A 15,284-nucleotide genomic window follows, 5' to 3' on the forward strand; every position below is an offset into this window, starting at 1 on the left:
TCACCACCGTGAGTTTTAGTTAATACTGCTGAGATAGCAGCAGTTAGAGTTGTTTTACCGTGGTCAACGTGACCGATAGTACCAACGTTAACGTGCGGTTTCGAACGTTCAAATTTTTCTTTAGCCACTTTTAAATACCTCTAGGCAGTTTATAAAGCTATAAGTTAAGTTAATAGGATAATTGAGAGAAGTCGATGTAGTGGTGCTGATAGGCAGATTTGAACTGCCGACCTCACCCTTACCAAGGGTGCGCTCTACCAACTGAGCTATATCAGCACACAAGTTTACAAAGATTGGAGCGGGTGGCGGGAATCGAACCCGCATCATCAGCTTGGAAGGCTGAGGTAATAGCCATTATACGACACCCGCAAGTAATTCTTTCAGAATATCCCTGCAAATTGGTGAATAAGATAAACAACCAAGAAAGTTATTATTATCTTTTCACCTGACGCTATGCGTCCAAGTAAAATGGTGGAGGGAGGTGGATTCGAACCACCGAAGGCGGAGCCGTCAGATTTACAGTCTGATCCCTTTGGCCACTCGGGAACCCCTCCAAAATCTTGTATTAATGGTGCCGACTGCCGGAGTCGAACTGGCGACCTACTGATTACAAGTCAGTTGCTCTACCAACTGAGCTAAGTCGGCACTACATTAAGTGGAGCGAATTCTAGAGTAATGTTTTCTCGCTTGCAACAGAAAAAACCAAAAAAATCGTGCTTTATTTTTGATTGACGCTTTTTTACCCAGATATGAGCAAATATTAGCAAGATATAACGCGGCTAAATCTTTTTCTTAGAGTGATTGTCTTGTACTGCAGAACTAGCTAGGCCATGGAAAACTAAATTTTCCACATAGTGATTTTCACCGATTAACTGCTGGCTAAGCTTTAAACCATTGCCGCCTGTAATATATACCTGTAGCTCTTCACCCGGTACCAAATATGTGGTTAACGCAATACGTTTAGCTTTCTCAATTAAACCAATAGTGGCCAAAAAACTTGCTTTGTTAACACCATCTTCAGTGTTCACACCAAAATCGATTTCATCATCAACCTGCCAGCGTCCCGCAACACCATCCGTCTTTTCAAATAGTGAATTAGCCATCATGGGCAAACCTGGTGCTATAAAGCCTCCTCGGTGCTGTCCATCTGAGGTGAAAAAATCTATTGTCGTTGCTGTTCCGCTGTCTATAACCAAACACGCTTTAGTGGGGTTTAGCTTTCTCGCACCAAGCATTGCCAGCCAACGATCAACACCTAGTCGAGAATATTCTTCATACCTATTAACTAAAGAATCACATTGGCGTTGTGTTTCTACCCTATGACAAGCAATATCTAAGGCTGCTAGCTGTTTTTCAAGTTGCGTTGCTATAGCGCTATCTTTTACAGACGCATAAAAGCACACCGACACATCATGCGTTCTCATAATGCTCGACAACTGTGAGTGATCGTTAATATCAAGGTTTTTTAACTCAGAAAGGTCACCCTTTTGGTAGATTGCGTATTTTGTACGCGTATTCCCGATATCAATAAGTAGCATCAAAGTCGCCCCTTAGAGTCACCTCTCCACCAAAAATTGGCTTTATGGTGCCGTCAACTTCAAGCATCAATGCTCCTTGACTATTGATACCTCGACAAACGCCATAGGTACGCCTTGCACCTGTTAGCAATACGACCGGTTTACCGCTAAATCTATCCAGCTTATGCCAGTCGTCTACCATTTCTGTTAAACCCGATTCTTGATGCTGCTCAAGTCTAGCCTGCAGTTTGTCAATTAACGTCGCAATAAGTACGTTTCTATCAATTGGTAGTGACACATGTTGATTGATATCAGTCCAAGATTGATCAATTTTCTCTGCGCTTTGCGCTGGCATGTTTACATTAATGCCAATGCCAATTACACAGTGGCATGACTCAAGCGCTTGTCCTTCTAATTCAATCAGTACTCCCGCCAGTTTTTCGCCTTTAATGTATATATCGTTTGGCCATTTAAGTTCAGCAGTAATATCGAAACATTCCTTGAGAGTATCAGTTATCGCTAAAGCAGCAACAATATTTAAGCCCATTGCGGCTTGCATGCCCTGTTCGACAAAATGATACATCGAAAAATATACATGAGATCCATAAGGAGACTGCCAAGCTCTACCTCTGCGACCCCGACCAGCACTTTGTGATTCTGCAACACAAACATGTCCCTGCTCGAGACCTTCAACCACCTTTGTTAATAAATAGCTATTGGTAGACTCTATAGTAGAGAACACCTCAATTGGCGCACTTAAATTTTTGCTCCTGACGCCTTGGCGAATTTTTTCTTCATCGAGTAACATCAGCGGCGTCGCTAAACGATAACCTTTACCGGTAACACTATAAATATCTAAGCCCATATCAGATAGCGACTTAATATGTTTAGAGATGGCGGCACGACTCATGCCTAATTCATCACCCAAAGCTTGCCCTGAGACAAAGTTACCGTTTGACAACGCTTTAATAATGGTATGTCTTGCGTGATTTGACACTAATTAGTCTCCAGAGAGGGTATGATCCCTTTATCGTCAATTAATCTAACTTCAGGCTCTAAATAAATAGCAAATTTTTCGCTCACCGCATCTTGAACCTTTTTAGCAAGCTTGAGTAAATACTGTCCATTCTTTTGATTGTAGTTTACTAGCACCAATGCTTGATGATGATGCACCCCTACCCCATCTTCTTCAATGCCTTTTAATCCGCTTTGTTCAATTAGCCACCCTGCTGCTACTTTTACGCGCTCTTGATCTGGAACTGAGTAAACTGGCATTTGCGGAAATTGCTGCTTTAACTGCTCAGCATGAGATTGAGATATAATGGGATTTTTAAAAAAACTGCCGGCATTAGATAGCTCATTAGGATCTGGCAATTTGCTTTGCCTAATTTCTATCACTTTGTCTACAACCTGCTCCGCTGTAACAGGCTCTTGTAATTCACTTAACCCAGCATAGGTTAATTTGGGGCGCCAATTTTTCGATAAGATAAATTCGACAGCAACAATAAGTCCTCGCCCCAATAACGCTTGTTTAAATAAACTATCTCGATAAGAAAACTGACAATCTGGCGCCGCATAATAGACAACTTCCTTTTGCTCAAAGTCGTACCAATGCACACATGAAATAACATCAGAGACTTCAGTACCATAAGCACCAATATTCTGAACAGGCGAAGCGCCAACGCTACCCGGAATTAACGCTAGATTCTCTAATCCATGATAACCGTTTTCCAAACAGTAAAGTACAAAACTATGCCAATTCTCGCTTGCGCTAACGACCAGTTTTACCTCGTCATTTAGCTCTGTAACCTCTATACCGAAAAAGTTAGGGCGAATAATTGCGGGAGCAGATGCTTGGATAAAAGCACTATTTGTCCCTTCCCCTAAGATATAAAAGGGATGATCAATTTCTGTTAATGCAACTTCTAATTCGGCCAAAGTAGACGGCTGAAACACTTTAGAAGACCTACTAGAAAATCCAAAAGAATGAAAATTAGAAAGATCGCAATTTGACAGCTGCTTCATAGTATCAGTTGAAGGGAAATTTAAACGCTCGATTAGTGTAAGTTAAATTGCGCGATTAAGAAATCACTATCCCTGTTTTCTCATCGGAAGTTTAATGATATTTGCCATATCATTGTAATATTTATTTTGGTATTTATCGGTATCGATATTTTCACTATGGTTAATTACGACACCTTGTACAGGTGCATTGACTTGTCTCAATAAGCGTAGACCAGATGAAATCTGCTCTCGTTTCGTTTTCCCACCATGAACAATATATAACACGCTATCCACGGTGCGAGAAATGATAACTGCGTCACTTACCGCATTAACGGGTGGTGTTTCAATAATGATGCGATCATAAAAGTTACCAAACACTTTAATTAGCATATTAAAGCGCTTCATCGACAAGAACGCTAACGGGTTTGCAGGAGTAATACCCGATGTCAAAATATCCAGTTTTACTTGTTTATCACGAACGATACATTCATTGATCTGATGAGTTTTAGCAAGCAGGTTCGATAAGCCAGGCCTATGGGCGTCTAAATTGAGATTTTTATAGACGGTTGGATGACGCATATCAGCTTCTATCAGCAATACCTTTTCCATTTCACTGAAAGAACGAGCTAATTGCAGCGCTACTGTTGACTTACCTTCATTGGGTACAGATGACGTAACTGCAATTACTTTAGGCGGCTTTTTCTCTGTATTAAATAGTAAAGAGGTTCTCAGTGTTCTCACTGCTTCGGTAAAGCGATTATCAGTATAGTATTCGTCACCTTTGCCTTTCTTAGTTGCCGATTTAAACTTAGGCAATACAGCTAAAATTGGCGCCTCGTTAAAATTGTCTAGCTTACGACGAGAATTTAATGTATCCATCAATAATTCTCTCATAATGACAACAATAGAAATAAAGGCTGCTGAAAGAATAAAGCTTAGAACAACAATGAAGGTTTTATTTGGTGCAAACTGAGATTTAGGAGTAATAGCTTTATCTATAAAGCGCACATAAAAATTGGCTTTATAATTACCCATAGCGTCAGCTTCTTTTAAACGTACTAAGTAGTTACTGTATAACTCTTTGTTTGTTTCTACTTCGCGTTCCAGCTGCGAAAATTTGTTCTGCAAGCGTGTTAATCGTAAATATGATTGCTTGGCTTTTTCTAAGCGAGCTTCTGTTGCTTTTACTTTTTCTACTGCACTGTAATAATCTTTTTGCAAAGCAATAACGATTTCATTCACTTTCTCTTCGATATTTGAACGAATGGAGCTTAGCTCTGCATCAGCAGCTATTCTTTTAGGATGTTTAGGTCCGTATCGTTGTGAAAGTTCACTTAATCTGCGTTCGGCTTTTTCTTCGTTACGTCGTAGCTCAATATAAACAGGTTTATCACTTATTTGTTGCAACTCAACCAGCTTAGCTAAGTCACCTTTCTGATTTTCTATATACTGATACGTTACTTTTAAATCATCCTTCTTTTTAGTCGCCGCTAAAGCAGAAGACGTTAATTCCGTTAACTCAGAAGAAACTAAACCAGCAATACCTTGAATATCAACAATTCCTTGTTCTTCACGGTATGCCTGTAGCGCAATTTCTGACGCTTCTAATTTTTTTCCTAGTTCTTCCAGCTGATCTACAAGCCACTGAGAAGTTGACTCTTTCGACGCGCTATGTACCTCATCTTGATATTGAAGGTACGTTTGTCCAATTTGATTTGCAACTTGCTGGGCTAACTCAGGATAGTAGGAAACAAAAGTGATCTTAACTAACTCAGTTCCAGCGATAGGCGCTATATTCAAGCGGTTACGAAAGCCATTAACAACATGTGCAATAGTAGGCTGCTGCTTTAACCGCTTCATCTCGGCTAAAAACGGAAGTTTATCGTTGTATTTACCCGTATTAAATTCATCATGCTCTGTGAGGTTTAACCTAGATACAACACGTTCAGCAAATTTACGAGATCTCAGCAACTCATATTGTGTTTGCACTTGCTCCTGACTAGCATTGGATTCATTGAAAGCATCGTTAATTGATAAAGTATTAGAAGGTTTGTTATTACCAATTTGTAAAATAGCGCTAGCTTGATATGAAGGCTTTAACAAAGACACATAGAAAACCACCCCGGAAGTTAACAACAGGGTAAAAAACAAAATTTTCCATTTTCTGGTCCAAATAGGACTTAGCACTTCTTTAAGTGCTACATCATCTTGTACCAGTTGACTTTGATCTACTTCATTATGTGTCAAAAGAAACTTTGCTCTATTTCTATTATGTCGTCGGGAAGGACTAACGTGGCAACATTGCCTGATATCGTTATCGTTTTCCCATCAACTGTTCGAGTAATTTTCCATCCGCTTTTAGACGCTCTAGCCGCTAATCCTCCAGCTAGTGCAATAGCCTTGTCTAATGTCAGATCATCCTGATAAGGATATCCGCCAGGTTTTTTCACCTGTCCGTGAATATAAAATGGGCGATACTGTTCTATCACCACTGATACTTGAGGATCTATTAAGTAATCACCTAAAAGACCTTGGCGAATAGTTTCTTCTAGCTGCTTTGCAGTCAGTCCTATCACTTGAATATCGTCAAGAAACGGGAAAGAAATCTTGCCTGTCTTGTTTATTTTAGCCTTAGTTGTAAGATCTGGCTCGTTATAAACGGAAATTAATATCTGATCTCCGGCACCTAAGGCATAATCTCTCGCTTGCACAGATAACATGCAAAACGACAATATCAACGTAAAAAGCGTCAGAAATCGCATATTTTTTATCCAAACAAAGTTAAATACTAACATTAATTCCTATAGAAAAGCTATTTCTCTGATAAGGCAATGTTAAGCCATTTGCATCTAAATCTTGAAATTCATAACGTGCAAACACAGAAAGTCGTTGATTTGCCAAATATTCTAACGTTAACCCTGCATTAACAAAATCTTCATCATCTGTGCGCTCAAAATAGATAATTTGTTGGTTCGATAAACCAAGTTTTCCTGATAAGACGAAAAAATCATTTAATGTGGAGGTCAATACCATTTGGTAATTGTCTACTAATCGATAACTATCAGATAATCGGTTTGCTTCTTCAAAATCTCGTTCGGAACTAAATGAAAACTTAATCGTTTCTAATGGGTTCCAATCCCAGGCCACTCGCCATTTGACTGCACTATCATCCTCAAAAGCGCTATTTTTAAAAGCCACCTTTTGATAACCAACCAATGCACTAAACTGAGAAATAGTTGATTTTTGCCACTTTGCACCTAAAAGTACTGACCATTTGTCTTTATCTAATCCAGGGTTATTATCAAACTCTATTGCTTGATAATTGACGCTCGACGCAATAAAGGTGCCGCTTGGCAAACGGTAATCAAAAGCAAGCGTTGCAAATGATTTAGTTTGATCAAGAATGTAAGTTTGTTCACGTCGTGTATCGTATTCTTGGCCATATTGCCCTAAAGAAATATCAAACTTAGCGGTTGAAATATCACTTCCTAATGAATAACCCACTAATAAATTAGAGATTGTTCTTTCATCACCTTGAGTGAGGCTCTGTCCATCACCAATGCTCAACCCTGTTCCCCGATCTTCGTAAACTTGTTGCCAACGTCCATCGAAATACACAGAAGAGTTTTGAGAAAATTTATATATGTAAGAAGGCTTAATTAGTACGTCGGAGTGGTCGTCTTCGTCAAAGTCAGCATACTGGGTATGATCAATCTTGGTTTCTAAAGTAAATTGTTGACGTTCTGATTGAAGCTGAACATTTAACAAAGGAGATATTTGCCAATATTGCTCACTGATTTCGTTAGTATCTGAAAAGAAAAAATTATCAATCGTGCCATATTCTGCATCAACTGATAGCGACAATTGATTTCCTTGCGGCTGCTCGGCAAAAACAGGCTGAAGAGCACTCATTGCGACACTAATTAACCCGACAAATGCTATTTTTTTCATAAAGACTTTCTACGCTGCGTTATTATTAAAAGAATGCGCCAAATCCATTTGCAACAAGATTTTTACATCCTGTTATCGGCACGATACAAGAAAGCTAAAGTAGAAGCGACAAATAAAAATACTTTTAAAATAAAAAAGCCGCTAAAGCGGCTATTTTATTAACGTAAGTTTTGCTAGCAATTACATCGCTAAACAAAACGTTTCATGAAAACTTTGGACTTGCGCTGGAAGTTATAAAGCTCCTTTTTACTCTCTGGTAAAGCGTCTAAGTTGGCTTCAACAAAACCTTGCTCTCTAAACCAATGGCCGCTAACGGTCGTCAGCACAAAAACAGTTTCTATTCCTTGTTGCTGGGCTTGCATTTCCACCGCTTGCATTAGCCTTTCACCGCGATTGCCCTTTCGATAGTCGGGGTGAATAACCACGCACGCAATTTCTGCCATCGATTGCTCCGGATAAGGATAAAAAGCAATACATGCGATTATCGCATCTTCTTTTTTCAGTACGGTAAATTGCTCAATTTCCATTTCAAGTAATTCTCGAGAACGTTTAACTAAAACACCTTCTTCTTCCAAAGGCTGGATTAACTCGAGTATTCCAACAACATCATCGATTGTTGCTGTAGAAATTTCTTCTTTATGATCCTTAGCGATTAAAGTGCCTGCGCCATCGCGCGTAAATAGCTCTTGTAACAACGCAGTGTCACTTTGATAACTTACACAATGACAACGCTCGACGCCTTGCTCTCCACACTGAATAATAGAACGTAGAAGAAGTTGTTTAACGTAGTCCTGTTGTTTTTCAAGCATACCGCGCACTGTTCGCACACTACAGCTACGAATTAACTTACCTTGCTCATCTATCAACCCCTGCTCTTTGGTAAATGCGATAAGCTTATCTGCTTTTAACGCAACTGCAGTTTGGGTTGCCACATCTTCTAACGCTAAATTGAACACCTCGCCCGTAGGCGAGTAACCAATAGGCGACAATAATACAATAGAGCCATAATCTAATTGCATCTTGATGCCTTCAGAATCTATACGTCTAACAACTCCCGTATATTTAAAATCAACGCCGTTTCTAACGCCCATTGGCTTTGCGATGACAAAGTTTCCAGTGCCAACACGAATTTGAGCGCCATGCATAGGAGAATTTGCTAAACCAGTCGTTAATAGCGCCTCAATGTGTAAACGCAAAGAGCCGGTTGCATCTTTGACAGCAACTAAGGTATCAGCATCGGTAACACGAACATTATTTTCTAAAATTTGTTCGATATTGCGCTGTCGCATACGATCTTCAATTTGGGGTCTAGCGCCATGTACCACCACCAGCTTTACACCCAAGCTTCTTAACAGAGCAATATCATGAATAATATTGGCGAAACTTGGGTGGTTAACCGCTTCTCCGTCAAACATTAATACTACTGTTTTCCCGCGATGAGCATTTATGTAAGGAGCCGCATTACGAAACCACTTCACATAATTTTGATCGTTACTATTTTGTGCTTCCATCATCTCAACTACTTTATCGATTTAGCGTCTTGGTACCTAATATCACTGCTGTGATACCAGGTACTCCATGGCGACTTCGTCTTCAGGGTTCTTGTATTCATTAGGCTCACTGTCTTCGATGATATTTTCCGCCAAAGAACTCTTATCAATTAAAGCAAAGCCCAATTGCGTGAAGTAATCTGGGATGTAGGTAAGCACTATAATTTGCTCCAGTTCCATTTGGTGGGCAAATTCCAATAAATATTGAACTAAAGCTTCACCTTGACCTTGTTTCTGTGCTGCTTCATCAACAACGAGAGAACGAATCTCTGCAAGGCCGGTTTGATAGATGTAAAGCGACGCTGTTCCAACAACCTTGCCATCCATTTCTGCCACAACGAAATTTTGTACGTCGTGAATAATGTTATCCAACGTTCTTGGTAATATTTCGCCTTTAGCCGCCCACGTGTTAACTAAAGAGTGAATGTCATTTACGTCTGACATTTTTGCTCTACGAACAGACATGGCCGCCGCCTTTTGTGCATTAAGTCGTTGCTTGACTTGTTTTAGCGCAACGTTGATTCGCTGCTTACCCGGTGCTCCAGCCACTTGCTCATTTAGAATTTCACCTTTACCCGTTTGCATGGCTGCCATCGCCTTCTCGACTTGGGATCTAGACGTACCACCTAAGGCTTCCCTTTTGTCTAACGTGGACTCAATCGACAGGTGTTGATAAACATCTTGTTCGATTTTTTCACTAAAGGCTTGTAACTGAGTCAAGGTTAAATCTTCCAACGGCACGCCTTTATCAATCGCTGCTAATACAACTTCACCGACAATATGGTGAGCTTCTCTAAAAGGAATATCTTTGCCAACCAAGTAATCAGCTAACTCAGTCGCGTTTGAGTAGCCTTGCTGAGCTGCTGCCAAGGTTCTCGATCTGTTAACTTTCAGCCCATCTGCAACTAACACAGCCATTTGCATACACTCTAACCAGGTGTCCATGGCGTCAAACAGGCCTTCTTTGTCTTCTTGCATGTCTTTATTGTATGCAAGCGACAAAGCTTTCATCGTGGTTAGCATGCCGGTTAGTGATCCAAAAACACGCCCCGCTTTACCTCTGATTAATTCACAAGCATCAGGGTTTTTCTTTTGCGGCATTAAAGAAGAGCCAGAGCTGACTAAGTCACTCATTTCGACAAAGCCTGCTTCACCTGAGTTGTAGAATATTAAATCTTCCGCAAAACGGGATAAATGCATCATAGAAATACTGGCTGAAGACAACAGTTCGATAACATGGTCTCTATCTGATACCGCATCTAAACTATTCATCGTCGCGGTGCGAAAACCTAAACGTTGTGCTAAAGCATTTCTGTCAATAGGATATGCCGTGCCAGCTAAAGCACCAGATCCTAAAGGAGATACATCGAGTCTATATAAAGTATCTTTTAGCCTGCCAATGTCTCTATCGAACATTTCCACATAAGCCAAACACCAGTGACCGAAGGTAATAGGTTGTGCTCTTTGCAAATGGGTATAGCCAGGTAACACCGTTTCTTTCTCACGTTCAGCTAGATTCATTAATGCTTGTTGCAGGTTAACCAAGGCATACAATAAATCGCCACCTGTTTCTTTACACCATAACTTAAGATCCGTCGCGACTTGGTCGTTACGACTACGGCCAGTGTGTAGTTTTTTACCCAAATCACCAGTTTTTTCGATTAACTGAAGCTCCACCCAGCTATGGATATCTTCGGCATCAGACGCCAATATCTGCTTTGGGTTTTCTTCAACAGACAGTTTTAGCTCGTTAAGGGCTGCCGTTAATCGGCTTAATTCATCTTCGCTAAGTACGCCAACCTCATGAATAGCTTGTGCCCATGCGATTGAGCCAACAATGTCTTGTACTGCCATTCGATAGTCGACAGGTAAAGAATCATTAAACTTTTTAAACTGCATGCTTGCTTGTTCTTTAAAACGACCGCCCCATAACGCCATGATATTGTCCTCTACTTCTCTTTTTGTGACATTGCTGTGATTCTGCTAGAAAGGCTAAATAAACGAATAAAGCCCTCTGCGTGTTTTTGGTCGTACACATCATCCGCACCAAACGTTGCGAACTCTTCTGAATACAAGCTATTCGGCGACTGACGTTGCGTCACTGTAGCAGTACCTTTATACATTTTTACGACAACATCTCCCGTCATTAACTCTGCAAATGATGCAGCTGCTGCCAGTTGTGCTTTCGCTAGAGGTGTAAACCAACGACCGTCGTAGATCACATGAGAAAACTCTAACCCCACTGACTCACGGAATTTCAATGATTCTTTATCAAGAATCAGTGTCTCTAGCCCTTTATAAGCGGCCATTAATACTGTACCGCCTGGTGTTTCATAACACCCTCTTGATTTCATGCCCACTAAACGGTTTTCTACGATATCTATTCTGCCTACACCGTGTACGGCTGCTTTATCATTTAAGTACATTAACGCTTGGTACGGTGTTAATTCTTTGTCGTCAACAGCAATCAATTCGCCTTGTTTGAAACTTAATTTAACCGTATCTGGTGTATTTGGCGCATCAAGTGGATCAACCGTCATAGTCCACACTTCTTTTGATGGTTCGCACCACGGGTCTTCCAACTCACCACCCTCGTGAGAAATGTGCCATGCATTAGCATCACGACTGTATATTTTTGTTAATGATGCAGAACAAGGAATATTTCTTTCGGCTAGGTAATCGAGTAGGTCTTCGCGCGACACCATGTCCCATTCTCTCCATGGAGCAATAACGGTAAGCTCTGGCGCAAGTGCAGCAAAACAAGATTCAAAACGCACTTGGTCATTACCTTTACCCGTACAGCCATGACATACCGCGTCGGCACCAACTTTTAACGCAACTTCTACATGTGCTTTCGCAATCACTGGACGCGCCATAGAAGTACCAAGTAAATACTGTCCTTCGTATACAGCACCCGTTTTCAAAATGGGGTAAATGTAGTCTTTAACGAACTCTTCTTTCAAATCAACGACATGACACTCTGATGCGCCAGATGCAATCGCTTTTTCAACGATACCATCGAGTTCCTCTTCGCCTTGCCCTACATCTGCGCAAAAAGCGACTACTTCACAACCGTCGTAGTTTTCCTTTAACCAAGGGATAATTGCCGAAGTATCTAAGCCGCCTGAGTATGCCAACACTACTTTTTTAATTTGTTTGTTTTTAGCTAAAGCCATAATAGTTCCTAAAATTCTTGTCTTAACAATAAAGTAAATAAATCGATTCAGTTATGTGAGTAAATTAACGAGGACTGCGTTTTGTGCCCACATGCGATTTTCAGCTTGGTCAAAAGCAACACATAGTGATTCATCGTCAAAAAGAGCCGTCGTAATTTCTTCTTCTAAATGTGCTGGTTGGCAATGCATAACATAGGTTGCTTGTACTTTTTCCATCAATGCATGGTTAACCTGATACGGCATAAACTTCGCTTTTTCTTGCGCAGACTTGTTGTCGCCCATCGATACCCAGGTATCAGTGTAAACAACGTCTTGCTTTCCTAAAGCTGACACGTCATTGGTAAGCGTAAACATTGAGCCACTAGCGCTAGCTATTGTTTGAACTTTGTCTAGCATCATTTGACTTGGCTCATGACCTTGTGGACAGACCAAAGTAAAGTCTATTTTCAACGTTGCGGCCATTAACATCAGTGAATTAGAGACATTATTTCCATCACCTATGTAGGCAAGCTTAACGCGAGATAAATCTTCAAAGTTCTCCGCTAGCGTAAGCATATCGGCAAGTGCTTGGCACGGGTGATATAAATCGCACAGAGCGTTAACAACCGGCACAGAAGCGTACGTACCTAATTGCTCGATTGCTGAGTGGTTGAACACACGAGCAACAATTGCATCCGCATAGCGAGATAGATTTTTTGCGTAATCAGAAACACGTTCACGCTCGCCTAATTTACCGTTTTGTTGCCCTAAATAGAGTGCGTGTCCGCCTAATTTGGCAATGCCCATATCAAAACTGACGTGCGTTCTAAGTGAAGGCTTTTCGAAAACCATCGCAACATTCTTACCTTTAAGTGCTTGCTGATAGTCTTGTGGTGATTGCTTAATGCTCTTTGCTAAATCTAAAAGCAATATCAATTCGTCAGACGTCAATTGATCGTCCGCTAAAAAGTTTTTCATTTTGTATTTTCCGTCTAAAAAGTATGTATTAGTTAATTAACAAGCATCGATGCGGGTGCCTAGTGGTTCACCATTGAGCAACTGACTTATTTGCTCAGGATGATGCCAGCTGGCAACCGCGATACTTCGTCGTAACTTTTTAGCGGCTTGTAATGCAGCGTTCACTTTTGCCGTCATTCCGCCAGATATAACGCCATCAGAAATCAAAACATCTGCTTGCTGTTGGTTTAATTGAGGTAAGTATTGGCCGTTTTGTCCTTTCACGCCATTCACATCCGTTAATAACACAAGTTGCGCATTGAGGAGCTGACATATTGCAACAGCAGCGTCGTCAGCATTGACATTGACCAATTGCCCGTTTGCCAAAGCGCCAATCGAAGAGATAACCGGCATAACACCTTTGCTCAGGAGCTGATCAATCAGCTTACTATTGTGCGGCTCTGGAATACCAACGGCGCCAAGCTCAGGTTTGCTTGGCGAGCACTTAACCAACTCTCCATCTAATAGAGATAATCCGGTAGCTTTGATGCCTAAAACATTCGCTTTAGCAACAATTGATTTGTTAACGGTTCCAGCTAAAACGCCTGCGATAATAGGCATTTGATCCACCGGAGTTACTCTTAGCCCATTTAGTTTTTCCGTATGAAAACCTGCCTTTGCTAATAATTCATCAACTAAGTAGCCGCCACCATGAACGATGACTACCTGAAATTCTTGCTGTTTTTGTAAAGATTCAAGCAAATTAGACAAGGCTTGCTCTTCAGCCAAAATAGCACCGCCAATTTTAATTACTACTGTCTTTTTCATGATCGTTCGCTTATTTATTTAACAAAGAAAAGTGAGATGGAAGACCAAGTGCTAAATTTGCACATTGGACAGCTTGAGATGCAGCGCCTTTGAGTAAATTATCGATGGCACAGCAAGCAACAAGTACGTGTTCTTGTTCATCAAATTGCCAATGAAGATCGGCAAATGGTGTATTCGCGACATTGTCTATTTTCGGCCATGAACCAATCATTCTGACGATCTGCGAATCCTGATATTGAGTAATGTAAGCTTGTTCCACCATGTCTTTAGTCACTTCTTTGTTTAGCTTGACCGTCACTGTGGCGAGTAAGCCTCTTTTATACGGAGCTAAGTGCGGGTTAAAAATAACGTTGGCTTTAGCTTCTTGGCTGATTTCAGGCTGGTGTCTGTGTTGCAGAATATTATATGGCGTTAAGCTAACCTCATTAAAACTAGTTGCTAAGCTCGCTTTTCTACCTGCACCGCTAACGCCACTAATCCCATTGATTGAAATAACCGAATTTTCATCTTGATACCCTAACGCTGTTATTGGTTTTAAAGCCAATAAGCTAGCTGTAGGATAACAGCCTGGAACAGCAACTAGTTTTGCTTGTGCAATGTCAGTGGCTTGCCATTCAGCTAGGCCATATGCAGCCATTTCAACGCCACAAGAAAAGTGATGTTCAAAGCCATAATATTTTTGATAGTCAGCTAACTGATTAAGTCTAAAGCCCCCAGACAAATCGAAAACTTTAACACCCGCTTGTAAAAATGATTCGGCCCAATTAGCACTATATTCGTGAGGGGTTGCCATAAATACAGCATCTAACGACTGAGCATGTTGTTCTAGCCACTTTGCTGAAAACGCTTCTAATGGTAGATCGCAAAGGTTTATAAAACGCGGGTATAGCTCTGAAAAACGTAAGCCAGCGGACTCACTGTGTTCAGATACTAATAGATGCTTCAAATCAATATTTGAATGCTTAATCAATAGCGCTGTAAGTTCCGCTCCTACGTAACCACTAGCACCTATAACCGCAACCTTCATTTCCCAACCTCACAAGAATGCATTTTTATGCACTTATAAATACTGTTTCATTCAAAACAATATAAAAAATAAAATAAGGTGCTTGCAAAAGCCGCAAGCACCAAGTTGTCCTTTTTATAAAGAACCAAGGGTGTAGTTTCACAAACGTCAGAAGGAGAATGCTTTGTTACTGAAACCAACAGAAATGGATTCTAAACACATATGGGTAGATATGCAACAATAAAGCATAAATACCCACAACTTTTTTTTAAATTTTTTAAAGATAGCCCAGGAAATGAGAACTTCATTGAGGTAA

13 protein-coding genes and 4 tRNA genes are annotated in these 15,284 nt (G+C 40.7%); all 17 read right to left on the bottom strand.

The features are described from left to right. The coding region (locus ACOB80_RS08260; protein ID WP_281561731.1) for a GTP-binding protein at window positions 1-128 on the bottom strand (128 nt) is incomplete at its 3' end. Between the two features lie 72 nt (window positions 129-200). Continuing rightward, window positions 201-276, bottom strand: a tRNA-Thr gene (locus ACOB80_RS08265). A gap of 18 nt (window positions 277-294) precedes the next feature. Continuing rightward, window positions 295-369, bottom strand: a tRNA-Gly gene (locus ACOB80_RS08270). A 100-nt stretch (window positions 370-469) separates the two neighbouring features. Next, window positions 470-554 (bottom strand) — tRNA-Tyr (locus tag ACOB80_RS08275). A 15-nt stretch (window positions 555-569) separates the two neighbouring features. Further along, window positions 570-645: transfer RNA gene (locus tag ACOB80_RS08280), tRNA-Thr, on the bottom strand. Between the two features lie 134 nt (window positions 646-779). Further along, window positions 780-1,538, bottom strand: a complete 759-nt coding sequence (locus ACOB80_RS08285) for a type III pantothenate kinase (RefSeq protein ID WP_473165864.1) — start codon at window positions 1,536-1,538, stop codon at window positions 780-782. Further along, complete coding sequence (gene birA, locus ACOB80_RS08290; RefSeq protein WP_473165349.1) at window positions 1,525-2,514, bottom strand: bifunctional biotin--[acetyl-CoA-carboxylase] ligase/biotin operon repressor BirA; 990 nt, start codon at window positions 2,512-2,514, stop codon at window positions 1,525-1,527. The genes ACOB80_RS08285 and birA overlap by 14 nt, the downstream gene beginning before the upstream one ends. Continuing rightward, a complete protein-coding gene (gene murB / locus ACOB80_RS08295; protein ID WP_473165350.1) occupies window positions 2,514-3,542 on the bottom strand; it encodes a UDP-N-acetylmuramate dehydrogenase in 1,029 nt (342 codons plus the stop codon). Before murB ends, birA begins: the two co-directional genes overlap by 1 nt. 66 nt (window positions 3,543-3,608) lie before the next feature. Continuing rightward, window positions 3,609-5,768 carry a GumC family protein gene (locus ACOB80_RS08300; protein WP_473165351.1) on the bottom strand — a complete coding sequence of 720 codons (2,160 nt, stop codon included), beginning with the start codon at window positions 5,766-5,768 and terminating at the stop codon, window positions 3,609-3,611. Continuing rightward, window positions 5,765-6,283 (bottom strand): polysaccharide biosynthesis/export family protein, encoded by a 519-nt coding sequence (locus ACOB80_RS08305; protein WP_473165352.1) that lies wholly within the window; start codon window positions 6,281-6,283, stop codon window positions 5,765-5,767. The genes ACOB80_RS08300 and ACOB80_RS08305 overlap by 4 nt, the downstream gene beginning before the upstream one ends. A gap of 19 nt (window positions 6,284-6,302) precedes the next feature. Then, complete coding sequence (locus ACOB80_RS08310) at window positions 6,303-7,472, bottom strand: outer membrane beta-barrel protein (protein WP_473165353.1); 1,170 nt, start codon at window positions 7,470-7,472, stop codon at window positions 6,303-6,305. Between the two features lie 188 nt (window positions 7,473-7,660). Then, a complete protein-coding gene (gene argA, locus ACOB80_RS08315) occupies window positions 7,661-8,986 on the bottom strand; it encodes an amino-acid N-acetyltransferase (protein ID WP_473165354.1) in 1,326 nt (441 codons plus the stop codon). Between the two features lie 39 nt (window positions 8,987-9,025). Further along, a complete protein-coding gene (gene argH, locus ACOB80_RS08320; protein ID WP_473165355.1) occupies window positions 9,026-10,960 on the bottom strand; it encodes an argininosuccinate lyase in 1,935 nt (644 codons plus the stop codon). An 11-nt stretch (window positions 10,961-10,971) separates the two neighbouring features. Further along, on the bottom strand, window positions 10,972-12,198 hold the full coding sequence (locus ACOB80_RS08325; protein ID WP_473165356.1) for an argininosuccinate synthase: 1,227 nt from the start codon (window positions 12,196-12,198) through the stop codon (window positions 10,972-10,974). Window positions 12,199-12,249: 51 nt separating this feature from the next. After that, complete coding sequence (locus tag ACOB80_RS08330) at window positions 12,250-13,155, bottom strand: ornithine carbamoyltransferase (RefSeq protein WP_473165357.1); 906 nt, start codon at window positions 13,153-13,155, stop codon at window positions 12,250-12,252. Between the two features lie 36 nt (window positions 13,156-13,191). Continuing rightward, window positions 13,192-13,962 carry an acetylglutamate kinase gene (gene argB / locus ACOB80_RS08335; RefSeq protein WP_473165358.1) on the bottom strand — a complete coding sequence of 257 codons (771 nt, stop codon included), beginning with the start codon at window positions 13,960-13,962 and terminating at the stop codon, window positions 13,192-13,194. Window positions 13,963-13,972: 10 nt separating this feature from the next. Further along, window positions 13,973-14,989 (bottom strand): N-acetyl-gamma-glutamyl-phosphate reductase, encoded by a 1,017-nt coding sequence (gene argC / locus ACOB80_RS08340; RefSeq protein ID WP_473165359.1) that lies wholly within the window; start codon window positions 14,987-14,989, stop codon window positions 13,973-13,975. Window positions 14,990-15,284: the final 295 nt, after the last annotated feature.

Source organism: Thalassotalea coralli, assembly GCF_055786205.1.